The sequence below is a fragment of the Anaeromyxobacter dehalogenans 2CP-C genome, assembly GCF_000013385.1.
Taxonomy (GTDB): Bacteria; Myxococcota; Myxococcia; order Myxococcales; family Anaeromyxobacteraceae; genus Anaeromyxobacter; species Anaeromyxobacter dehalogenans_B.
This window is the reverse complement of the sequence record NC_007760.1, coordinates 1,387,791-1,409,041: the sequence shown is the minus strand read 5'-3', so window position 1 is coordinate 1,409,041 and position 21,251 is coordinate 1,387,791. Positions and strand designations below refer to the sequence as shown.

General features: G+C 78.3%; 22 protein-coding genes and 1 tRNA gene. 6 read left to right on the top strand and 17 right to left on the bottom strand.

What is annotated here, in order from left to right; genetic code table 11:
• The first annotated feature begins 22 nt into the window (after window positions 1–22).
• The gene (locus ADEH_RS06275; protein WP_011420273.1) at window positions 23–361 is read left to right on the top strand and encodes a (2Fe-2S) ferredoxin domain-containing protein; all 339 of its coding nucleotides are present in this window, start codon (window positions 23–25) and stop codon (window positions 359–361) included.
• On the opposite strand, the gene ADEH_RS06270 is transcribed toward ADEH_RS06275, so the two are convergent.
• Both ADEH_RS06270 and ADEH_RS06265 read right to left on the bottom strand, forming a co-directional pair.
• The gene (locus tag ADEH_RS06270; RefSeq protein ID WP_011420272.1) at window positions 354–1,208 is read right to left on the bottom strand and encodes a SirB1 family protein; all 855 of its coding nucleotides are present in this window, start codon (window positions 1,206–1,208) and stop codon (window positions 354–356) included. The genes ADEH_RS06275 and ADEH_RS06270 overlap by 8 nt on opposite strands.
• On the bottom strand, window positions 1,208–2,209 hold the full coding sequence (locus ADEH_RS06265; protein WP_041453361.1) for a BtrH N-terminal domain-containing protein: 1,002 nt from the start codon (window positions 2,207–2,209) through the stop codon (window positions 1,208–1,210). Before ADEH_RS06265 ends, ADEH_RS06270 begins: the two co-directional genes overlap by 1 nt.
• Before the next feature lie 159 nt (window positions 2,210–2,368).
• Between ADEH_RS06265 and ADEH_RS06260 the strand changes: the two genes are divergently transcribed.
• Window positions 2,369–2,444 (top strand) — tRNA-Asn (locus ADEH_RS06260).
• 71 nt (window positions 2,445–2,515) lie between these two features.
• On the opposite strand, the gene ADEH_RS23065 is transcribed toward ADEH_RS06260, so the two are convergent.
• Window positions 2,516–2,656: a hypothetical protein gene (locus tag ADEH_RS23065; protein ID WP_198133814.1), complete on the bottom strand. Its 141-nt coding sequence runs from the start codon at window positions 2,654–2,656 to the stop codon at window positions 2,516–2,518.
• A gap of 64 nt (window positions 2,657–2,720) precedes the next feature.
• Here ADEH_RS23065 and ADEH_RS06255 point away from each other — a divergent pair, with 64 nt between their 5' ends.
• Window positions 2,721–3,578: a class I SAM-dependent methyltransferase gene (locus ADEH_RS06255; RefSeq protein ID WP_011420270.1), complete on the top strand. Its 858-nt coding sequence runs from the start codon at window positions 2,721–2,723 to the stop codon at window positions 3,576–3,578.
• Window positions 3,579–3,589: 11 nt separating this feature from the next.
• Here the strand turns inward: ADEH_RS06255 and ADEH_RS06250 are convergent, their stop codons facing one another.
• The 4 genes from ADEH_RS06250 to ADEH_RS06235 form a co-directional block, all read right to left on the bottom strand.
• A complete protein-coding gene (locus tag ADEH_RS06250) occupies window positions 3,590–4,012 on the bottom strand; it encodes a DUF1801 domain-containing protein (protein WP_011420269.1) in 423 nt (140 codons plus the stop codon).
• A gap of 33 nt (window positions 4,013–4,045) precedes the next feature.
• On the bottom strand, window positions 4,046–4,582 hold the full coding sequence (locus tag ADEH_RS06245; RefSeq protein ID WP_011420268.1) for an SRPBCC family protein: 537 nt from the start codon (window positions 4,580–4,582) through the stop codon (window positions 4,046–4,048).
• Window positions 4,579–4,908, bottom strand: coding sequence for an ArsR/SmtB family transcription factor (locus tag ADEH_RS06240; protein ID WP_011420267.1), 330 nt, complete (start codon window positions 4,906–4,908; stop codon window positions 4,579–4,581). Before ADEH_RS06240 ends, ADEH_RS06245 begins: the two co-directional genes overlap by 4 nt.
• A 109-nt stretch (window positions 4,909–5,017) precedes the next feature.
• Entirely contained in the window at window positions 5,018–8,257 is a 3,240-nt protein-coding gene (locus ADEH_RS06235; protein ID WP_011420266.1) for a fused MFS/spermidine synthase, read from the bottom strand.
• 303 nt (window positions 8,258–8,560) lie between these two features.
• On the opposite strand from ADEH_RS06235, the gene ADEH_RS06230 reads away from it, so the two are divergent.
• Both ADEH_RS06230 and ADEH_RS06225 read left to right on the top strand, forming a co-directional pair.
• Window positions 8,561–9,556, top strand: a complete 996-nt coding sequence (locus ADEH_RS06230) for a hypothetical protein (RefSeq protein ID WP_011420265.1) — start codon at window positions 8,561–8,563, stop codon at window positions 9,554–9,556.
• Between the two features lie 225 nt (window positions 9,557–9,781).
• The gene (locus tag ADEH_RS06225) at window positions 9,782–10,492 is read left to right on the top strand and encodes an SDR family NAD(P)-dependent oxidoreductase (protein ID WP_011420264.1); all 711 of its coding nucleotides are present in this window, start codon (window positions 9,782–9,784) and stop codon (window positions 10,490–10,492) included.
• A gap of 17 nt (window positions 10,493–10,509) precedes the next feature.
• On the opposite strand, the gene ADEH_RS06220 is transcribed toward ADEH_RS06225, so the two are convergent.
• Window positions 10,510–12,339, bottom strand: a complete 1,830-nt coding sequence (locus ADEH_RS06220) for a sensor histidine kinase (RefSeq protein ID WP_011420263.1) — start codon at window positions 12,337–12,339, stop codon at window positions 10,510–10,512.
• Window positions 12,340–12,422: 83 nt separating this feature from the next.
• Here ADEH_RS06220 and ADEH_RS06215 point away from each other — a divergent pair, with 83 nt between their 5' ends.
• Window positions 12,423–12,854 carry a DUF2267 domain-containing protein gene (locus ADEH_RS06215; RefSeq protein WP_041453360.1) on the top strand — a complete coding sequence of 144 codons (432 nt, stop codon included), beginning with the start codon at window positions 12,423–12,425 and terminating at the stop codon, window positions 12,852–12,854.
• A 9-nt stretch (window positions 12,855–12,863) separates the two neighbouring features.
• Here ADEH_RS06215 and ADEH_RS06210 read toward each other — a convergent pair whose 3' ends face one another.
• The 9 genes from ADEH_RS06210 to ADEH_RS06170 are packed head-to-tail and all read right to left on the bottom strand — an operon-like array spanning window position 12,864 to window position 21,082.
• Complete coding sequence (locus ADEH_RS06210) at window positions 12,864–13,493, bottom strand: V-type ATP synthase subunit D (RefSeq protein WP_011420261.1); 630 nt, start codon at window positions 13,491–13,493, stop codon at window positions 12,864–12,866.
• Entirely contained in the window at window positions 13,490–14,917 is a 1,428-nt protein-coding gene (locus ADEH_RS06205) for a V-type ATP synthase subunit B (RefSeq protein ID WP_011420260.1), read from the bottom strand. Before ADEH_RS06205 ends, ADEH_RS06210 begins: the two co-directional genes overlap by 4 nt.
• A 2-nt stretch (window positions 14,918–14,919) precedes the next feature.
• Window positions 14,920–16,659, bottom strand: coding sequence for a V-type ATP synthase subunit A (locus tag ADEH_RS06200; protein ID WP_011420259.1), 1,740 nt, complete (start codon window positions 16,657–16,659; stop codon window positions 14,920–14,922).
• The gene (locus ADEH_RS06195; protein WP_011420258.1) at window positions 16,656–17,054 is read right to left on the bottom strand and encodes a V-type ATP synthase subunit F; all 399 of its coding nucleotides are present in this window, start codon (window positions 17,052–17,054) and stop codon (window positions 16,656–16,658) included. The genes ADEH_RS06200 and ADEH_RS06195 overlap by 4 nt, the downstream gene beginning before the upstream one ends.
• A gap of 1 nt (window position 17,055) precedes the next feature.
• Complete coding sequence (locus tag ADEH_RS06190) at window positions 17,056–18,069, bottom strand: V-type ATPase subunit (protein WP_011420257.1); 1,014 nt, start codon at window positions 18,067–18,069, stop codon at window positions 17,056–17,058.
• On the bottom strand, window positions 18,048–18,659 hold the full coding sequence (locus ADEH_RS06185) for a hypothetical protein (RefSeq protein WP_011420256.1): 612 nt from the start codon (window positions 18,657–18,659) through the stop codon (window positions 18,048–18,050). The genes ADEH_RS06190 and ADEH_RS06185 overlap by 22 nt, the downstream gene beginning before the upstream one ends.
• Window positions 18,656–18,871: an ATPase gene (locus tag ADEH_RS06180; protein ID WP_011420255.1), complete on the bottom strand. Its 216-nt coding sequence runs from the start codon at window positions 18,869–18,871 to the stop codon at window positions 18,656–18,658. The genes ADEH_RS06185 and ADEH_RS06180 overlap by 4 nt, the downstream gene beginning before the upstream one ends.
• A gap of 16 nt (window positions 18,872–18,887) precedes the next feature.
• Entirely contained in the window at window positions 18,888–20,747 is a 1,860-nt protein-coding gene (locus tag ADEH_RS06175) for an ATPase (protein WP_011420254.1), read from the bottom strand.
• Window positions 20,744–21,082, bottom strand: coding sequence for a hypothetical protein (locus ADEH_RS06170; RefSeq protein WP_041453358.1), 339 nt, complete (start codon window positions 21,080–21,082; stop codon window positions 20,744–20,746). Before ADEH_RS06170 ends, ADEH_RS06175 begins: the two co-directional genes overlap by 4 nt.
• Between the last annotated feature and the right edge of the window lie 169 nt (window positions 21,083–21,251).

The following is a 21,251-nucleotide window of genomic DNA, read 5'->3' as shown; positions in this document are numbered from 1 at the left end:
GGGCCGGCGCTAGATCGCCGCCATGCGCTTCCGCCACCACGTCTTCGTCTGCGAGAACCACCGGGACCCGTCGGATCCGCGCGGCGCCTGCGGCAACAAGGGCAGCGAGGCGATCCGCGCGGCGCTGAAGGCGGAGGTCGCCCGCCGCGGCCTGAAGGCGCAGGTGCGCGTGAACGGCGCCGGGTGCCTGGACGCGTGCGCGTTCGGGCCGTCGATCGTGGTCTACCCGGAGGGCGTCTGGTACGGGCACGTGTCGCCCGCGGACGTGCCGGAGATCGTGGAGCGGCACCTGGTGGGCGGGACGCCGGTGGAGCGGCTGCGGCTCCCGCGCCTGGAGGGGCGCGAGCCCCCCGTCAGTTGAGCAGCGCGCCGCGCCCGGAGCGCAGCCCGGCCACGGTGGCGCGCACCTCGTCGGCGTCGGCCGCCGCGGGCGCGAGCGCCAGGTACGCCTCCAGGTCGCGGATGGCGGCGGCCGCCCCGCCCAGCCGCGCCGCGGCGAGGCCCCGGTCGCGCAGCGCCTCGCGCTGGCCGGGGGCGAGCAGCAGGATGCGATCGAGCACCCAGAACAGCCGGACGTCGTCCTTCCGCTCCGCGTAGACGCGCTTCAGGTTCTGCAGCATGCGGGCGAGGATCTGGCGCGGCGACACCGCGGCGAGGTAGCGCGGGTCGAGGTCCTTGCCGCCGGTGCGCGCCTTGTAGCGCGCCACGCACTCGTCGGCCGAGAGCATCTCGCCGCCGTGGTAGGCGTCCACGAACACCTCCACGCCGCCGGGCGAGACGTACTTCGCGAGGAAGTGGCCGGGGAAGCCGACCCCCTCCAGCCGCAGCCCGGCCCGGCGCCCGACCTCGACGTAGACCAGCGCCAGCGTGATGGGGATGCCGAGGCGGCGATCCAGGACGTCGTTGAGGAACGAGTTGCGCGGGTCGTAGTAGTCGTCGTCGTTGCCCCGGAGCCCCTCCTCGTCGTGGAGCACCTCGCGGAGCGCCCGGAGCGCCGAGGCGGCCCGCGCCGGCCCGGGGACGCGGCGCGCGACGCGCGCGGCGAGGTCGTCGAGGCGGGTCAGGTACGCCTCCGGCTCGAGCGCCGGGTACTCCTCCTGCGCGATCGCCAGCGCCGCCTCGTCGAGCGGGACCAGGTCGCGCCCCAGCAGCTCGGCGAAGCGCGCGCGCGCGCGGCCCTCCAGATCTCGCGTCAGCGTCAGCGTCATCAAGGCACCCGTGCCGCCACGTCCTCGTGGTACCGCCGCTCCGCCTGCGCCAGCGCGCGCGCCTGCGCCGCCAGCTCCGGGGAGACCGCGCCGCCGGGCACCTCGCCCGCCGCGCGCATCCCCTCGGCGAGCGCGCTCCACCCGGCCGCGAGCGCGTCCATCCGGTCCGGCAGGCGGAGCGCCGCGAGCCCGGGGAGCGCCGCCTCCGCCTCGCGCAGGAAGCGGGCGTACAGCGCCCGGAACAGCCCGCCGCCGGTGCCGCGCTTCTCGGTCACCTGCCAGGCGTACCGGAAGCACCAGGCCCGATCCGCCTCGCCCGTCGCGCGCGCCGGCCAGTCCGGCAGCTCCGCCGCGAAGCGCTCGATCGCCGACACGCCCGCGAAGCCGTCCGGATCGAGCAGCATCTCGCGCGCCTGCCGGCGCAGCGCCTCCCGCACCGCCTCGCCCAGCGGGCGCGGCGGCGCCGGCGCGTCCACCTCCAGCCACGGGTTGCCGCCCGTCCCGAACGGCGGCGCGATGGAGGCGCGGGCGCGGGCGAGCGCGTCGAGCGGGACCGCCTCGAGGCCGGGCCGATCGGTGTCGGCCAGCCAGGCGATCCCGCGCGTCGCGTCGTGCCCGGCGAGCACCACCCGGTGGCCGCCGAAGCGCGTGCGGCTGCCCCAGTACGGCAGCTCCGCCAGGTCGGTGGACAGGATCGGCGCGAGCCCGCGCTCCAGGGCGGCGCGCGCACCCTCCCACGCCGAGGCGGGGTCGTCGGCGCTCCGCTCCACGGCGGAGAGGCCGAGCACCTCGCAGGCGGCGCGCTCCAGGTGCGCGGACCGGCCCACGAACAGGTGGCTCGGCGACAGCTCCGGCGCCGAGAGGTAGTAGAAGCCCAGGCCCGCCCCCAGGCCGAACGCCATGGGCTCGGACAGCGCCACGCCGCGGACGCGCAGCGCGTCCGCGAGCGCGGTGGAGCCGCAGTGCAGGCCGGGCCGGTGCTCGAAGCCGGGCAGGATCACCGGAGGAGTATAGCGGCCGGGGCACGCCGCACGACTTCCGGACCGCAGGCCGAGCGTCGCTCGGCGCGGCGCCGGGCACCCCGGCGACCGATGCACCGGCCGGGGGCGCTACCCCCTTGACGACGCCCCGGCCGTTCTCTAGATTCGCGCCCCTGCCATTCCCCAGTAGCTCAGTTGGCAGAGCAGGTGACTGTTAATCACCGGGTCGCATGTTCGAGTCATGCCTGGGGAGCCATTCCGGGAGGGGCCTCGCTCAACCGCGGGGCCCCTCTCGCTTTTTCGGGCGTCCGCGCCTGGCCGCGCGGATCACGCTCGCGGCGTGAGCAGCGACTCGAGGATGGGGCGGGCGTGCGTCCAGAGGAGCGCGCCGCCAGCGCCCTCGACCCCGCCGCGCCGCGCCGGCTCGATCATCCCCTCGTGCGTGCGCGCGAGGCGAGGCGGGCGCACCGGGCCAGGCGACGATTACACCTGCGTGGCGCCCGGCCGCTCGTGGCGCCCGAGGAGCCCTCTCATGGCCGACGCGCCGAGGCAGGTCCCCGACCACACCGCCGTGCGGGTGGCGCTGTGGCGCGCGCTGCACGTGCTCGCCGATCCGCCGCCGCACGTGCTCGAGGACACCGTCGGCCTCGCGCTGGCCGGCCCGGAGGAAGGCTGGCAGCAGCGGCCCGACATGGGCGCGTTCACGCGGCCGTTCCGGGCGTCGATCGTGGCGCGGGCGCGGTTCGTCGAGGACCTCGTCGAGGCGCAGGTCGCCGGCGGGGTGGCGCAGTACGTCGTCCTCGGGGCGGGGCTGGACACGTTCGCGCTGCGGCGGCCGGAGCTCGGCGCGCGGCTGCGCGTGTTCGAGGTGGACGAGCCGGCCACGCAGGCGTGGAAGCAGCGGCGCCTCGGCGAGCTCGGCCTCGGCGTCCCGCCGTTCCTGCGCTTCGTGCCGGTGGACTTCGAGCGCGGAGACCCGTGGCTGGCGCGCCTCGCCGGCGCGGGCTTCGACGCGGCGCGCCCGGCGGTCGTCGCGTCCACCGGCGTGAGCATGTACCTCACCCGGGAGGCCATCGCCTCCACGCTGCGCGCCGCCGCGTCGCTCGCCGCGGGCTCGACGTTCGTGATGTCCTTCATGCTGCCCATCGAGCGGGCGGAGCCGGCGATCCGCCCCGGGATCGAGGCGGCCGCGCGCGGCGCGCGCGCGAACGGCACGCCGTGGCTGAGCTTCTTCGAGCCCGAGGAGATCCTCGCGCTGGCGCGCGCGGCGGGCTTCCCGGGCGCGACGCACGTCTCGGCGGACGCGCTCACCGCGCGCTACTTCGCGGACCGTGCGGACGGCCTGCGCCTCCCCAGCAACTCCGAGGAGCTGCTGGTCGCGACGACCTGAGCCCGGGTCGCTCAGGCGCGCCGGCGCGCGGGTCGCCGCGCCCTCGGCCTCGCCGTCGCCTCGAGGTTGAGCGCCACGGCGGCGCGGACGAGCGCCTTCAGCGCCATCGCGTCGATCTCCTCGCCCTCGCGGAGGTCGATGGCCCGCCGGACCTTCCCGTCGAGGCTCGAGTTGAACAGGCCCGCCGGGTCCGGCAGCGCGGCGCCGCGGGCGAACGTGAGCTTGACCACGCTCCGGTACGGCCAGACCGGCGTCCCCATCCACTTCAGCTCCTCGACGACCTCGGGGTCGGCCTCGTGGACGAGCTCGCGCACCCGCGAGAGCGTCTCCCCGCGCCAGTCCCCGAGCGACGCGATCTTCCGGTCGATCCGCGCGGAGGCCGATCCGGCCGGCGCAGGCCTCGTCGTGCGGGTCCGCGGTGCGCGCGCGATCACGGGCTCACCTGTGCCGTCTCCACGTTCGCCCTCCTAGGCGGACTCGCCGCCGAACTGCGCCGCGTACTCGCCGACCAGGCGCTGCCAGCCGGCGAGCTTCATCGCCTCGGGCCCGACGATCCGTGCGATGGGCTCGCCCGCCAGGCTCCGGTCCAGCACGTCCAGGCAGACGTGCCAGCCGGCGGCGCCCCACGACACGAAGCGCCGGTCGATGGCGTGCCACAGCGTCAGGCGCGTGCCCGCGCCGTGCGGCTCGAGCTCCCAGCGGAGCTCGTTGTCACCCCACGTGTACTCCAGCACCCTGGGCGCCTCCGCCCTCCTCACCGTGGACGCGGAGAGCTGCGGCGTCGGCACGCCCGCGGTCGAGAGCGTCACCGGCCCCGCCGCGGCGAGGCTCCGGTCCGCGTCGAACGGCGCCCACTCCACCAGGTGCGCGGGCTCGGTGAGCGCCTCCCACACGCGCGCGGGCGGGTGACGGAGGTCCCGCACCAGCACCAGCGTCCAGCGCTCGCCGTCCTTCCAGACCTCTGCCCCGGCCGCGGGGCCGGGCTCGTACTCGCGTCCGCTCATCGGTTCCTCTCCTTCTCGGCTCGCTCCATGCGATCGAGGTGGCGCTCGAGCGCGTCCACGTGGGCGGTCCAGAGGCGCCGGAACGGCTCGAGCCAGGCGTCGATCTCCCGGAGCGGCTCGGGCCGCAGCCGGTAGACCCGCCGCTGGGCCTCGACCCTCGCCTCCACCAGGCCCGCCTGGCGCAGCACGCGGAGGTGCTTGGAGACCGAGGTCTGCGGCATCCGCAGGCGGCGCTCGATCTCGCCGACGGACCGCTCCGACGACGCGAGCAGGCCCAGGATGGCCCGGCGGTTCGGCTCGGCGATGGCGGCGAAGGACGTTTCCACGCAGCGTTATATGCCGCCTCGGTCATACGCTCGCAAGCACACGGACGGGTCGTCGGGCCGGCCGAGTCGCCCGATGGGCGCGGGCTCGGCGCCCGCCCCGCGACCCCGGTCACCGGGCGGCGGGCGCCTCCAGGCGGAGCGGCTGCCCCGCCCGGTAGCGCGCCAGGGTCGCGCGCGCGTCGTCCGCCTGCGCGCCGCCCGCGCGCTCGAGCAGCTCCACCGCCCTGCCCTGCTCGGCGACCGCGTCGCCGAACCGGCCCGCGGCGGCGTACGCGGCCGCGAGCGTCTCGAGCGCGGCGGGATCGCGGCCATCGGTGAGCGAGCGCGCCCGCGAGGCGAGCCGCACCGCCTCCTCGGCGTCGGCGCCGGTGGCGCCGGGCCGCGTCGCGAGCAGCAGCGCCGCGCGGCCCAGCGGCTCGGGCGCGCGCGGGTCGAGCCGGACCGCCTCGCGCAGCTCGCGCAGCCCCTCGTCGAAGCGGCCGGCCATGGCGAGCGACGTGCCGAGCCCGGCCCGGAGCCGGGCGGCGCCGGGGGCGAGCCGCACCGCCTCCCGCGCGTGCGCGATGGCCTCGCCCGGCCGGCCCAGGGCGAGGAGCAGGTCGGCGGCCCATCGGTGCGCGCCGCCCGACTCCGGGTTCAGCTCCAGCGCCCGGCGCTCCGCCGCGAGCGCCTCGGGGACGCGGCCCTCGAGCGCCAGCGCGCGGCCGAGGTTCACCCAGGCGATCTCGAAGCGCGGCCACGCCGCGATGGCGGCGCGGTACAGGCCCTCGGCGCGGAGGACGTCGCGGGCGCCGTCGGCGTCCACGCCCAGCTGGACCAGGGCCTCCGCCACGGCCTGGCGGATCACGCCGTCCTCGGGCGCCGCCCGGGCGGCCTCCTCCAGGTCGGCGACGCCCGCCGCGTCCCCGCGGCCGAGCGCCCCGATCCCGGCGACCAGGAGCCGCTCGGCCCGGGCGCCGTCCGCCAGCGTCGCCGCGTCGGCGCCGGTGACCCGCGCCGTCGGAGGGACCCCTCGCCCGAGCGTGCCGAGCGTCGCGAGGTTCGCGGCGGCGCGCACGCCGGCGGGCACGGCGAGCCCGGCGGGCGCGTAGAACTCCAGGATGGGACGCTCGAGCGTGTTGACGGCGTCCTCCTGCGCCAGCCACGGCGCGAGCGTCTCGCGGTCGGCCGCGAGCAGCGCCACGACCTCGGCCGCCGTCCGCCAGCCGTGCCGGCGCAGGTCCTCGCTCTCCGGCGCGTCGAGCACCCGCTGGACCTTCGCGAGGTCCAGCGCCAGCGGGCGATCGAGGCCCACCAGGAAGCAGGAGGACTGCGCGATCCACACGTACGTGTCGGGGAACGCGCCCTCGAACGTGCGCAGGATGACGCGGAGGTCCGCCGCGGGCACGTCCAGCGGGACCCACTGCATCATGACGCCGCCGGGGGCGAGGTGGGCCCGCGCGGATCGGTAGTAGTCGTCGGAGTAGAACTGCGCGTTGCCCGCGTGCCCGGACCGCGACTTGCCGTCCGAGACGATCGCGTCGTACCGCTCGGTGCTCCGGCGCAGGAACGCCACGCCGTCGTCGTTCACCACCCGCACCCGCGGGTCGTCGAGCACCGCGCCGTTGAAGCGGTCGAAGAGGCGCGCGCCCTCGATCACGGAGGGTGACAGCTCGACGACGTCCACCCGCTCGACCCCGGGGTGGCGCGCCACCTCGCCGGCGAGGATGCCGGTGCCGAGCCCGATCGTCAGCACGCGGGCCGGCGGCCGGTCGCGCAGCAGGATCGGGAAGTGCGCCAGCACCTGCTGCTTGCGGTCCACGCCGTCGCTGCTCTGGCCGATCCGGACCCCGTCCACCAGCATCACCCGCTGGCGGCCGTCGTCGGCGCGCTGGATCACCTTCACCGTCGAGACCAGGCCCTCGCGGTAGAACAGCACCGGGTCGTCGGGCCCCTCCTCCGCCGAGCCGAACGGCGCCGGCCGCCAGAGCGCGACCAGCAGCGCGCACGCCCACAGGCCGGCGGAGACCGGCGCGGCGCGCAGCAGGACCGCCGGCCGGCGGTGGTCCTCGCGCGCGGGGAGGAGCGCCCAGGCGGCGCCGACGAGGTTCAGGACCGCCATGAGCGCGACCCCGCGCTGCATCCCCACCGCCGGGAGCACCACGAACCCGCCCAGGACCGCGCCCGCGATGTTCCCGAGCGTGTTCGCGCCGTAGAGCTGCCCGAGGCGCCCGCCCAGCGTGTCGAGCGTCCGGGCCCAGATCCGCGCCGCGAGCGGGAACGTCATCCCGATGAGCGTGGTCGGGACGATCATCACGAGGAAGCTGAGCGCGAAGCGCCCGGCGAGGAGCGCCTCCCACCGCAGCTCCAGGCCGTCCACCCACCGCTGCGCGCCGCCCATCAGCGCGCCCATGAGCGGCAGGGTCGCGAGCGTGGACGCGGCGATGCCGGCCTGGACCCAGCCGAACGCCCGGCGCGGGCTGCGCACCCGGTCCACGAAGGCGCGCGCCACGAAGCTCCCCAGCGCGATGCCCACCAGGAACGCGGTGAGCATGGTGACGAACGCGTACGTGGAGGTGCCGACGACCAGCACCAGCATGCGGGTCCAGATCACCTCCAGCGCGAGCGACGAGACGCCGGAGAGCGCCATGACGGCGAGGATCCAGCCGGCCCCGGCCTCGGGACCCGCCGCCGGCGCGGGCGAACGCGCCGGCGCCGCGGCGGCCGGCGGCGACGCCCCGGACCCGCCGCGCGCGCGAGAGAGCGCCAGCGCGCCGAGCCCCACCGCCACGTTGGCGGCGGCGGCGGCCCAGAGCGTCCCGTGCACCCCGAGCGCGCGGATGAGCGCGAAGCCGGCCGCGACGCTCCCCGCCACCGCGCCCGCGGTGTTGAGCGCGTACACGAAGCTCAGCTCGCGGCCGAGGTGGCCGATGCGGCGGACCAGGGCCCGCGTGATCGCGGGGAGCGTGCCGCCCATGAGGACGGTGGGCGGGAGCACCACCACCGCCGCGAGCCCCGCGCGCACCAGCAGCAGCGCGACGGAGTCCGGCGCGAGCCGCGAGGCCGCCCACAGGTGGACCGGGTCGAGCGCCCGCACCGCCGCGGTGCCCGCGAGCGCGGTGGCCGCGACGCCGAGCTCGAGGAGCGCGTAGAGGCGCAGCGGGTCGCGGCAGCGGTCCGCCGCGCGCCCGAGCATCCAGCTCCCGAGCGCCAGGCCACCGAGGAACGTGGCCAGCACCGCGGTCACCGCGTGCGCCGTGACGCCGAAGATCTCGTTCAGCAGGCGCGACCAGGCCACCTGGTAGACCAGGCCCGCCGCCCCGGAGACGAAGAACAGCGCGTACATGCCGCCACGCCGGAAGTCCCTCATGGGGGTGCGACTGTATGCTCCGGCTCCGCCGCGATCCATCCCCCGGGAGCCGGTGCCCGAGGACGCGTTCCCAGGGCGAGCGCGGGAGCGTTCCGCGGGCGCGCGCCGTCCGCGGCGGATGGGGAAAACCAAAGGGCTACGGGGGGATGTGTGCGGACCACCCACGGCGGCGCCGCTGCTTTGGCGGCTGTTGCGACCCGGCGCGTCGTGGGAACTTGCCCCACGACTCAACGACACCGGACCGCGGGACGCGCTCAGGGTTTCAAGGCGTCCCGCCGCTCCCCAGCCCGCAAGGAAAGCGAGATGCCGATCACCCGCCTGCTCCTCGCCTCCGCCGTCCTGGCCGCCGTGGCCGGATGCGGAGGCGGAGGCTCCCCCTCCACCCAGGGCCCGCTTCCCCCGGCCGGGCAGACGGTGACCGTCGAGGTCCGCCCGAAGGAGATCCAGGTCGCGCCCGGCGGGACGGTGGACTTCACCAGCGTCGTGACCGGCACCGCCGACACGACGGTCACGTGGGAAACCGACGGCGGCACCATCAGCCAGACCGGCAGCTACGTCGCGCCGCTCGCCGCGGGCACGTACACCGTCAGCGCCACGAGCCGGGGCAACGGGCTGGCGAAGGGCCGGTCCAAGGTCGTCGTCACCCCGACGCCGGCGCCGATCACGGTGAGCGTCTCCCCGGCCTCGACCAGCGTCGGCGCGGGCGGCACCGTCGCGTTCACGGCGACGGTCGGCAACGCCACCGACCCGAGCGTCACCTGGACGGTGCGCGAGGCGGGCTGCGGCACGGTCAGCGCGGGCGGGGTCTACACCGCCCCCGGCGCGGCCGCCACCTGCCACGTGGTGGCGGCGAGCGTCGCGGATCCGGCCGCCACGGCCGAGGCGGCGGTCACCGTCAGCGCGCCGACGCCCCCGGGCCCGGTCGCCGTGACCGTCTCGCCCGCGAGCGGCACGGTGGACGCGTGCCGGACGCTCACGTTCACGGCCACCGTCACCGGCGCCGCCAGCGGCGCGGTCACCTGGTCCGTCCAGGAAGGCGCGGCCGGCGGGTCGATCACCTCGGGCGGCGTCTACACCGCGCCGAACGCGGCGGGCACCTACCACGTGATCGCCACGAGCCAGGCCAGCGGGACCGCGAGCGCGGTCGCGGCCGTCACGGTGAGCGACCGCATCCTCGGCGTGTCGGTCTCGCCGGCGACGGTGGAGCTGGCGCCCGGCGCGAGCGCGCAGTTCACCGCCACGATCACGACGACCTGCGGCGCGTACGCGACCACGCAGACGATCACGGCGCCGAACTGATCTCACGAGGGCTGCGCCCTCGCCCCGCCGCCCTGAGCTTGCCGAAGGGCGTCGGGGCCCCACCCCTGCTGCGCGGGTCCCGTGACCTCGCGCGCCCGCTGACGCGGGTCCGCGCGAGGTCCCCGCGGGCGCGGCCTCGCCGCGCGGGAGACCTTCCTGCGCGGGCGCGCGCGGGCCCGCGCCCGGGGGCTTTACTCGCGGCCGGATCCGGCGCATGCCGTCGGCATGACCGGATCCGATCGCCCGCCCCGCCGGACCGCGCTCGTCACGGGCGCGAACCGCGGGATCGGGCTCGCGGTGGCCGAGGCGCTGGCGGCGCGCGGGATGGCGGTGCTCCTGGGGACGCGCGACGCCGCCGCGGGCGCCCAGGCCGCCGCTGCGCTCGCGGCCCACGGCCACGCGGCCCGCGCGCTCGCGCTCGATCTCTCCCTCCCGGCGTCGGTGGACGCCGCCCTGGCGCAGCTCGCCGCCGACGGCGTCCACGTGGACGTGCTCGTGAACAACGCCGGCGTCTACCCGCAGGGCGGCGTGCTGAGCGCGCCGGACGAGGCGTTCCGCGAGGCGATGGAGGTCCACCTGTTCGGCCCGCTCCGGCTCTGCCGCGCGCTGGTGCCGGCCATGCAGCGCGCCGGGTGGGGGCGCGTGGTGAACGTCTCCTCCGGGTCCGGCTCCTTCGGCGAGGGGCTGGAGGGGCCTGCGCCGTACTGCATCTCCAAGGCGGCGCTCGACGCGCTCACGCTCAAGCTCTCCGGCGTGACCGGCCCCGCGGTGAAGGTGAACGCGGCGTGCCCGGGCTGGGTCCGGACGCGCATGGGGGGCGAGGAGGCCCCGCGCTCGGTGGACCGCGGCGCGGAGGGGATCGTCTGGCTGGCCACGCTGCCCGACGACGGCCCGAGCGGCGGGTTCTTCCGCGACGGACGGCTCATCCCCTGGTAGCGCGGGCGCGGGGCGGGTCAGTGCGCCTGGCCGGGCTGGTCCCCGCCGGACGGCTCGCCCGCGTCGCGGGGGGCGAGGTCCTCCCGTGGCAGCTCCCGAGGGACCTCCAGCACGAACGCGGTCCCGTCCCCGTCCGCCCGCTCGAGGCGCACCGTGCCCCCGTGCGCCTCGGCGATGCGCCGGGCCAGGAACAGGCCCAGCCCGAGGCCGCCGTGGTGGCGCCACGAGGTGGCCCGCTCGAACCGGCCGAAGATCCGCTCGGCGTCGGCCGGGTCCACGCCGGCCCCATGGTCCACCACGACGATCCGGCCGAGCGCGCCCTCCCCCTCGACGCGGATCTCCACCGGCCGCCCGGCGCCGTGGCGGAGCGCGTTCGAGAGCAGGTGCCCGAGCGCCTGCTCCAGCCGCGCCCGGTCCGCCCACGCCAGCACGCTCCGGCAGCGCAGGTGCAGCTCGATGCCGTGGTGCACCGCCGGGTCGAGGCTCCGGCGCAGCACGCGCCGCGCCACCTCGGCGAGGTCCACCCGCTCGCGCTGCAGGGCCACCGCGCCCCGGCCCGCCCGCGAGACCTCGATGAGCGCGTCCACCAGCGCGTCGAGGCGCGCCGTCTGCCGCAGCGCCGCGTCGGCCCGGGCGACCGCGCGCGCCGGCTCGGCCCGGCCGCGCGCGAGCGCCGCCCGGAGCGACTCGACCTGGAGGCGCAGCGTGGCGAGCGGCGTGCGCAGCTCGTGCGAGGCCACCTGGAGGAACTCGTCGCGGGCGCGCACGGCGCCCCGGAGCTCCTCCTCGACCCGCCGGCGCGCCGACACGTCCTCCGCCGACCGCACCAGGTAGCGCGTGCGCCCGGCGCCGTCCCGCACGATGGCGCAGGTCACGTTCACCCACTGCGTCTCGCCGTCGCGCCGGAGCAGGCGCTCCTCCGCGGCGTAGCCGTCGATCTCTCCGGCGAGCAGCCGCGCGCTCCGCTGCGCCTCGGCGGCGCGGTCGTCGGGGTGGGTCAGGTCGAGCACCGTGGCCGCCCGCAGGTCCTCGCGCTCGCAGCCCAGCAGCTCGCGGTAGCGGCGGTTCAGCCGCAGCCAGTGGCCGTCCGGCGAGACGTGCGCCATGCCCACGCCGGCGTGCTCGAACGTGGCGCGGAACCGGGCCTCGCTGCGCCGGAGCGCGCCCAGGCTGCGGCGCAGCCACACGCCGAGGAGCACCGCGAGCGCCACCGCCACCGCGGCGGCGCCGGCCAGGGCCAGCAGCCCGCGCCGCTCGCCCGCCGCGACCTGCTGGCGCGCCCGGGTCAGGTCCTGCTCGTGCGCCCGCACCAGCGCCGCCACGCCGTCGTCGATCCGGCGCCGCACCGGGCCGGCCGACGCCTGGAGCCGCCTCGCCACCGCGCCCGGCGGCTGCCCGCGCAGCCGCTCCACGGCCGCCCGCTCGCCGAGCCGCCACAGGAGCGCGTGGTCCTCGGCGAGCGCCACCACGCGGTCCCGCTCCTCGGGGGTGCGCGCGCGCGCCGCCGCGCGCCCGAGCAGGTCGGCGACCTCCGCCTGGTTGCGGCCCAGGGCGCGGAGGGTGGCGGGCTCGCCGTCCACGGCCGCGTCGCGCGCCAGCCGCAGGCCGAGCTCGCTCGCGGTGGCGAGCCGCTCGGCGTCCACCAGGGCGGCCACGTTCTCGTCGAGCAGGCGGTCCCACGCCTCGCTGGCCATGCGCTGCGTGCGCACGCCGAGCGCGGCCACCCCGAGCACCGACACCACCCCGAGGGCGAGCGCCGCCGGCCAGATCGACGCCCGGGCGCGGGACGCCAGCCCCGGCGCGTCGCGCGGGCGCTCCCGCCCCGTCCTCCCGCTTCCGAGCCGCATCGCCCCCCGCACCCGGCAATATGGCGGCCCCGCGCCGGGGAGGCCGGGGTGACGCCCCGGCGCCCGGTGACGACGTTCCGGGCATGCCGAGGCTCGCGGATCCGCTCATCGACGCAGACTTCCGGGCGCTCGTCGAGGCGCTCGCCCGGGAGGGCCTTCCCCGCCGCGCCGAGGCCGCGCGGGCCGTCGAGGCGGTCGCCTGCGCGCTCGCCGACCGGACGCGCTCCTCGGACTTCGCCCCGCTCCGCGAGGTCCTGCCCGAGCCGTTCCGCGGGAAGCTCTCGCTGTGCGAGCGCCACCGCGGCACCGCCGCGGTGCGGCCGCGCGAGCCGCTGACCGCGGAGGCATTCGAGGCGCACGTGGCCGAGGACCTGGGGCCGTCGCCGGGGGGCGCCGAGGCGGCCGCCCGCGCGGTCTTCGCGGCGCTGCGCGCGCAGCTGCCGGAGGAGCAGGCGGAGGAGGTCGGGCGCCTGCTCCCGCCCGAGCTGCTGCCGCTGTGGCGCCGGCCGAGCTGAGCGGCCCGGTCAGGCGGGCCGCGGGTGGCGGGCGCGGAAGCGCCGCAGGCGCACCGCGTCCTCGCGGTCGCGCTCGTCCAGCGCCGCCGCGATCCGCGAGGCCTCGCTCCGGAGCGCGGGCAGCACGAGCTGCTCCAGCGCGTTGATGCGCCGCGAGGTCTCCTGGATCTCCTCCCCGAGCCGGGCGAGGTGCAGCTCCTTGGAGGCGATGGTGAGCAGCACCTCCAGCGACTCCTCGTGGTGGCGCGCCGCGGCCGCGCCCGAGGGCCCCCAGCTCACCGGCGAGCTGCCCCGCTGATCGGCCGCGCGCACCAGCGGCGGCGCGGCCACCGACGGGGTCGGCACGCCCCACACCCGCCGCACCGTCACGGCGAGCGGGACGGCGCGGGCCGCCGGGAGCGCCAGCGACGCGAGCCGCTCCTCACCCTCCAGCGCCTTCGCCAGCTCGAGCGCCTTCACCGCGCGGCGCAGCGCCTCGTCCAGCCGGGCGCGCCCCTCGAGCACGTCGTGCACCAGCCTCCAGAGCTCGCTCGCCAGCACCTCGCGCTTGGCGCGGAGCAGCCGCGCCCCCTTGCCCGCCACCGCGCGCCGGGCGCGGACCTCGAGCAGGCCCATCCGCGTGGTGGCGGCGCGGCTCATGCGATCGCTCCGCCGGACGTCGCCGCGGCCGCGGGCTGGGCCGGGCGGGCGCGCAGCAGGCGCTCCGGGATGCGGGTCAGGGCCGCGGGCGGGAAGCCGGACAGGAGCCGCCAGCCGGCCTCGAGCGTGTCCTCGATCGTCCGGAAGGTGCCGCCCTGGCCGACCAGGCCGTCCTCGAACGCGTCCGCGAACGCGAGCAGCCGCTTCTCCTCCTCGCCCAGGTTGGCCGCGCCCACGATGGCGGCCATGCGCCGCACGTCGCGGCCGCGCGCGTAGAACGCGTAGAGCTGATCGGCGACCGGGCGGTGGTCGTCCCGGGTCTTGCCCGGCCCCGCGCCCAGGCCCATGAGCCGCGACAGCGAGGGCAGCACGTCGATGGGCGGGTACACGCCGCGGCGGTCGAGGTCGCGCGAGAGCACGATCTGCCCCTCGGTGATGTAGCCGGTCAGGTCGGGGATGGGGTGGGTGAGGTCGTCGTCCGGCATGGTGAGCACCGGGAGCTGCGTGAGCGAGCCCGGCCGCCCGCGCACGCGCCCGGCGCGCTCGAAGATGGTGGCGAGGTCGGTGTACATGTAGCCGGGGTAGCCGCGCCGTCCCGGCACCTCCTCGCGCGCCAGCGCCACCTCGCGCAGCGCCTCGCAGTAGCTGGTCACGTCGGTGAGCACGACCAGCACGTGCAGCCCGTGCGTGAACGCCAGGTGCTCGGCGCAGGTGAGCGCGCACCGCGGCGTCATGAGCCGCTCGATGGGCGGATCCTCGGCGCGGTTCAGGAACACCACCGTGCGATCCAGCACGCCCGCGGCCCGGAACGCCTCCAGGAACGCGTGGTACTCGCGGAACGGCGAGCCCATGGCCGCGAACACCACCGCGAACGGCTCGCCGCCGCGCACCCGCGCCTGGCACACGATCTGCGCCGCGAGGCGGGAGGCCGGCAGGCCGGCGCAGGAGAACACCGGCAGCTTCTGGCCGCGCACCAGCGTGTTCATCCCGTCGATGGCGGAGACGCCGGTCTCGATGAAGTCCGAGGGCTTCTCGCGCCGCGTGACGTTGAGCGCGGCGCCGTGGATGGCCGGACGCGCCTCCGGCACGGGCGGCGGGAGCCCGTCGGCGGGCCGGCCGAGGCCGTCCAGCACCCGCCCCAGCATGCCGCGCGCGACGCCCAGCCGCGCCACCTGGCCGGTGAGCGTGACCTCGGAGCGCGCCGGGGCGAGGCCGCGCGTCTCCTCGAGCACCTGCACCGCGATCCGGTCGCGCGAGAGCGCGATGACCTGCCCGCTCCGCTCCTCGGCGGCACGCCCGCTGGCCTCCGGCTCGCCCCGGATGCGCACCACCTCGCCCAGGCGCGCGCGCGGGACGCCCTCGAGGAACAGCAGCGGGCCGGCGATGCCGAGCGCCCCGCGGATGCGGCGGGTGACGAGGTCCATGATCACTCCGCCTCCATGCGGGCCAGCGCCTCCGAGAGATCCGCGCGCAGCGCGGCGGCCGCCGCAGGCACCTCGGCCGCCGGGAGCTGCCCCAGGCGCAGCAGCCGCGCGCCGAGGCCGGTGTCGAGGATCGACCGGAGCGGCACGCCCGCGCCGATCGCGGCGCCGGCGCGCCGGTGCCACTCCAGGAACAGCCGCAGCATCTCGAACGCCTTCGCGGGCGGGCAGGTCGCGTCGGCGGGGTCGAGCGCGCTCTGGCGCAGGAAGCCCTCGCGCAGCAGCCGCGCGGACTCGAGCACCAGCCGCTCGGCGTCCTGCAGCGACTCGGTCCCCACCAGCTCGGCCACCTCCGCCAGCTCGCGCTCGCGCTGCAGCAGCTTGCGCGCCTCGTCGCGCAGCGCGCCGAACCCGTCGCCCGCCTCGCGCTCGAACCAGCCCGCCAGCCGGTCGCCCTCCAGCGTGAACGAGACGCTCCAGTCCACCGCCGGGTAGTGGCGCCGGTGCGCCAGGTCGGCCGAGAGCGCCCAGAGCGCGCCGGTGGCGCGGAGCGAGCACTGGGTGACCGGCTCCGAGAGGTCGCCGCCGGGCGGCGACACCGCGCCCACCATGGTCACCGCGCCCTCGGCCCCGCCCAGCGTCTCCACCCGCCCCGCGCGCTCGTAGAAGCGCGCCAGCCGCGAGGCGAGGTAGGTCGGGTACCCCTCCTCGCCGGGCATCTCCTCCAGGCGCGCCGAGATCTCGCGCAGCGCCTCGGCCCAGCGCGAGGTGGAGTCGATCATGAGCGCCACCGAGCGCCCCATGTCGCGGAAGTACTCGGCGATGGCGGCGCCGGTGTAGATGGACGCCTCGCGCGCGGCCACCGGCATGTTCGAGGTGTTCACGATCATCACGGTGCGCGCGAGCAGCGGCCCGCCGGTGCGCGGGTCCTCGAGGCGCGGGAACTCGTCCAGCACCTCGGACATCTCGTTGCCGCGCTCGCCGCAGCCCACGTAGACGACCACGTCGGCGGCCGCCCACTTCGCCAGGCTCTGCTCCAGCACCGTCTTGCCGGTGCCGAAGCCGCCCGGCACCACCGCCGTCCCGCCGGCCGACACCGGGAAGAAGCAGTCCAGCACCCGCTGGCCGGTGAGGAACGGCACGTCCGGCGGAAGGCGCCGCCGCGCCGGGCGCGGGCGCCGCACCGGCCAGCGCTCCAGCAGCGCGAGGGTGGCGCCCCCCTCCAGCAGCACCGCCGGCTCCTCCACCCGCCGCGCGCCGGCGCGGACCTCCGCCACGCGCCCGGCCACGCCGGGCGGGACCACCACCGGGTGGTCGGGGGCGCCCGGGGCGCGGGCCACGCCCAGGCGCACGCCGCCCTCCACGCGGTCGCCCGGCGCCACGGCGGGCTCGAACTCCCAGGCGCGGGCGCGGTCCAGCGCCGGCAGCGAGGCGCCGCGGCCCAGGAAGTCGCCCTCGCGCGCGGCCAGCTCGGAGAGCGGCCGCTGCACGCCGTCGAACACCGAGCCGAGCAGCCCCGGCCCGAGCTCCACCGCGAGCGGCTCGCCGGAGGCCTCCACCGGCTCGCCCAGCGCGAGCCCGGCCGTCTCCTCGTAGACCTGGATGGTCGCGCGGTCGCCCTCGATCCGGATGATCTCGCCGAGCAGCCGCTCCTCGCCGACGCGCACCACCTCGTTCAGGCTGGCGCCGGCGAGCCCCTCCGCCACCACCGTCGGCCCGGCCATCCGCACCAGCGTCCCGCTCATGGCGCCCCTCCCCCGCCCGCGCTGCCGAGCTTCACGCCGTAGCCCACCGCCCGGCGGATGAGCGCGGCCACGTAGGCGCGCCCCCTGCCCTCCTCGCCCAGGCGCCGCGGCAGGGCGAACGGCAGCACCACCGGCAGGCCGCGCTCGCGCACGCGGGCCAGCAGGCGCTCCGGGACCGCGCGCAGCAGCTCCTCCTCCACGGCGAGCACCCCGACCTCCGCGTCCCCGAGGAGCCGCCGGAACGCCGCGGCCTCCTCGCCCGGCTCCACCGCCTCCACCGGCGCCCCCGCCAGCCGGAAGCCCAGCGCGTCCGCCGACCGCACCGCCACCGCGAGCCGCAGCGCGCCGGCCGCGCCCGTCGCCACCCCCGCGCGCTCGCCCGCCCCGGCCGCCACGTCACGCCTCCACCAGGTCGAGGAGCTCGTCGCCCGAGATCCCGACCGCGGCGCCGCGGAGGAGCACCGCCACGCGGGCCACCTCGGCCCGGCGCTCCAGCAGGTGCCGCAGCGGGACCGCGATCGACAGGGGCCGCCGCCGCGCCTCGCGCCGCAGCGGCACCAGCAGCGCGGCCTCCAGCGCGCGCTCCGCCGCCCAGGGCGACCCGAGCGCCGCGGCCGGCAGGCCGAACCCGGCCGCCACCGCCTGGCGCGCCGCCGCGGCCCCTGCGCGCGCCAGCGCGTCGAGCGCGGCCGCGTCCCAGCGCCGGCCGCCCTCGAGCCAGGTGCCCGGCTCCGGCGCGGCGCCGTCCAGCGTGAGCAGCGTCTCGGCGTTGCGCGCGTCGGTGCGGTCCGCGAGGTGGCGCGCCAGGATCTCGCCGTCCTCCCCGCGGTGCCGGCACGCGGCGCGGGCCCGCGCCAGCCCGGCGCGGTCCGCGGCGCGCTCCAGCGGCGCCAGCCCGGCCTTCCCGACCTGGGACAGCGCGGGCCGGACCGCGGAAGCGACCGTCGAGCCGGCCGCCTCCAGCGCCGCCACCGCGTCGGCGAGCGCCGGCGCGGCCGCGGCGGCGCGCAGCGCCTCGGGCCCGGGGGGCGTCACCGCCGGGGCCGCGGCGACCGTCGCGTCGATGGGCGCCCCCAGCGCCACGCCGCGGAGCACCGCCTTCACCGCCGCCGCCTCGTCGAGCGCGACGAACGCCGCGAGCAGGGCCCGCGCACGGCGCCCCTCGGCCAGGCCCACCAGCCGCTCGGCCTCCGCGCGCGCCGCCGCCCGCAGCCCGGCCTCGACGCGCGCCAGCGCCACCGGCGGCGCGGCGGCGTCCGCCGGCAGCCCCGCCCCGGCGGCGCGGGAGCGGAGCAGCTCCACCCGCGCCTCGGTGGACGGGCGCGTGAGCAGCTCGCGCAGCCCGGGCGCGTCGAGCAGGAGCGGCCGGCGCGCGCCCACGCGCGCGTTCAGGCGGTCGAGCCGGGCCATGCGCCCGCCTCCGCGAACAGGATCGCAGCCAGCTCCGCCTCGGCCTCCGGCCACAGGCGCTCGAGGCGCGCCGGCAGCGTGTCGTCGAGCTCGCGCCGGCCCACCCGCACCCGGACGCCGCCCCGCGGCGCGGCGGCCTCGCGCACGGTCGCGCGGGCCGCCGCGGCGGGATCCAGCCGCGCCAGCGCGGCGCGGCAGGCTTCGCCGGCGCCCGGGTCCACCTCCACCTCGAACGGCGCCTCGCCCACCTCCGGCAGCAGCTCCGCGAGCAGGCGCGCGTCGAGCGCCGCGTCGCCCTCGGCGGCCAGCCCTCCGGCCGCCGCCCGGTGCAGCGCCTCGAGGGCCTCGCGGCGCGCCAGGAGCGAGACCCGCTCCCGCTCGCGCCCGAGCGCGTCGCCGCCGGCGCGCGCGGCCTCGGCCGCGTCGGCGGCGGCCCGGGCCAGCAGCGCGTCGCGCGCCGCCGCGGTGGCCGCCCGGGCCTCCTCGAGCACGCGCGCGGCCTCGCGCTCCGCGGCCGCGCGCAGCTCCCGGCCCTCGCGCTCCGCCTCCTCGGCCAGCACGCGGAGCAGGTCGCCGTAGCCCACGGTCATCCTCCGGTCAGGATCAGCACCGCCACCACGAACCCGAGGATCACCAGGGTCTCGGGGATGGCGAGCATGACGATCACGGCGCCGCGCACCTCCGGCTTCTCGGCCAGCGCCCCTGCGCCGGCCGACCCGATGCGCGACTGGACCCAGGCGGTGGCGAGGGCGGTGACGCCGACGGCGAGCGCGGCGGCCAGCGTGATGAGCACCTTGTCCACGTCGTCCTCCCTTTCGTCATGCGTCGAGGGCGAACGGCCGGAACGGCTCGCCGCCCTCCTCGTAGAACCTCTCGAAGAACTCCACGTAGTGGAGGCGCAGCGCCGCCACGATCGGGCTGATGAGGCACAGGCTGAAGTTGACCGCGTGCAGCAGCACGCTGATGGCGATCCCGACCGGCGCGGGCTCGAGCGTGCCGGCGATGAGGTTCGCCACCTCGGCGAGCATCGCCGAGGCGAGCCCGAGCGCCATGAGGCGGGCGTAGGACAGGACGTTGCCGAGCCCGAGCACCAGGTCGAGCGCGGCCATGGGGCCCTCGGCCGCCACCGCGACCGCGAGCGCGCCCACCGTGCCGAACAGCGCCGGCCGCAGCGCCGCCGGCGGCAGCTTCCCCGCGAGCGCGGCGGCGGCGGCCGCGGCGGCGACGAGGAGCACCAGCTTCGCGCCCCGCCCCACCGCCTCGCGCAGGTGCCGCTCGCGCAGCGCCGACCCGACGCCCAGCCCCATCCCCAGCAGCACGTGGACGCCGCCGAGCGCGAGCACGCCGCCGAGGAAGGCCATGAAGCCGCGCCGGCGGTCGAGCAGCAGCGGGTGCAGCCCGAGGTGCACGCCGAGCTCGCCCAGCGCCTCGCCGTACAGCAGGCCGAACAGCGCCGACGCCGCCGAGCACCACAGCGCCACCCAGGCGAGGTCGCGCCCGACCCGCCCGCCCCAGCCGCGCCGGCGGGCCCAGAGCGCCACCGCCGCGCCGGCCGCGCCGAACGCCACGTCGCCCAGCACCAGGCCGAAGAACAGCGGGAAGAACAGCGCCAGCCAGGGGGTCGGGTCCACCGAGCCGTAGCGCGGCAGCGAGACCAGCGCGAGGAGCCGCTCGAACGGGCGCAGCCAGCGGTGGTTGCGGAGCACCACCGGGACCTGCGACCACTCCGACCGCCCGGGCCGCTCCGCCAGCACCGTGAGCCGGTCGCCCAGCTCGGCGGCGACCGCCGCCCGCAGCGCCGCGACCTGGTCGGCCGGCATGTAGCCGACGGCCACGAACGCGAAGCGGGTCTCGCCGCAGCTCCCCATCGCCTGGAGGCGCGCCAGCTCGCCCTCGGCCCGGGTCCGCGCGCGCGCCAGCGCCGGGGCCAGCCCGGCGGCGACCCGCGCCAGCGCCGCGTCCGCCGCGGCGATCTCGTCCGGGAGCGCCCGCGCCCGCGCGGAGAGCAGCAGGAGCACGTCGAGCAGCCGCCGCCCGCCGTAGGCCGGCGGGAGGCGCACCTCGTCCACGCCGCGCTCGAAGAACAGCGCCGTGAGCGCGCGCCCGGCGGCCCGCGGGACCACCACCAGCACGCCGGTGTGCTCCGCGTCGAGCGGCCGCGCCTTCACCTCGCAGGCGCCGCCCGACAGCCGGCGCACCTCCGACTCCAGCAGCGCCAGCGCCGCCGGGTCGCTGCGCAGCACCAGGCCGTGCAGCTCCGGCTCGGCCGCCGGGTCCACGCCGTGCGTCAGCGGCGCGAGCGCGACCACCAGGCGTGCGAAGCGCGCGGTGGCCTCGCGCTCCTCGGCGAGCGCGGCGCGCCGCGCCTCGATCCGCGCCAGCTCGGACTCGAGCGCCGCGAGCCGATCCAGGAGCGCCTGGGTGCCCGGCTCCGGCAGCTCCAGCGGCGCCGCCTCCCCGCGCGCGGGCGGGAGCCGTCCGGCGAGCGCGTCGATCTGGCGGACCGCCTCGGAGAGGCGCACCGCGCGCTCCGGCGCGCCCGGGAGCGGCGCCGCCGGGCGCGCCGCGGCGGGGGCCGGGCGGAGCTCCACCGCGCCGCGCACCTGGAGCAGCTCGAGCGCCCGCGGGAGCAGGTCCCGCGGCCCGAGCACCTCCACGCGCGCCATGGGCAGGATCACGGCTCCCCCCGCACCCGCGCGCGCAACCACGCCAGCGCCCGCGCGCGGTTCGCGGCCGCGCGGCGGGCCACCTCGGCCCGGTCCGCCTCGCAGGCCGCGCGCGCCGCCTCCTGCGCGCGATCCTGGGCCTCGGCGGCGGTCGCCCGCAGCGCGTCCGCGGAGCGCTCCGCCTCGTGGCGTGCGCTCGCCGCCAGCGCCTCGGCCTCGCGCCGCGCGCGCTCCAGCGTGGCCGCCGCCTGCCTGCGCGCCTCGGCGACCTGCTGCTCCAGGGTCGCCTCGTCCTGCCGCAGCCGATCGACGGTCCCTCGTTCGCCGCCCTCGAACGGCGTGTCCACGGTTGCCCCCTGGGGGCGAGCAAACGCCCCGCGCACCCGCGAGGCAAGCACGACGGGTGCTCACCGGTGGGGCTGCGCGGCGCGGGCGCAGCGCCGGCGCGCGCACGCGGCCCGCCGCGGCCCGGGCTCGGCTAGACTGCGCGCCCATGTCCGCTCCGGAACGTCCGCC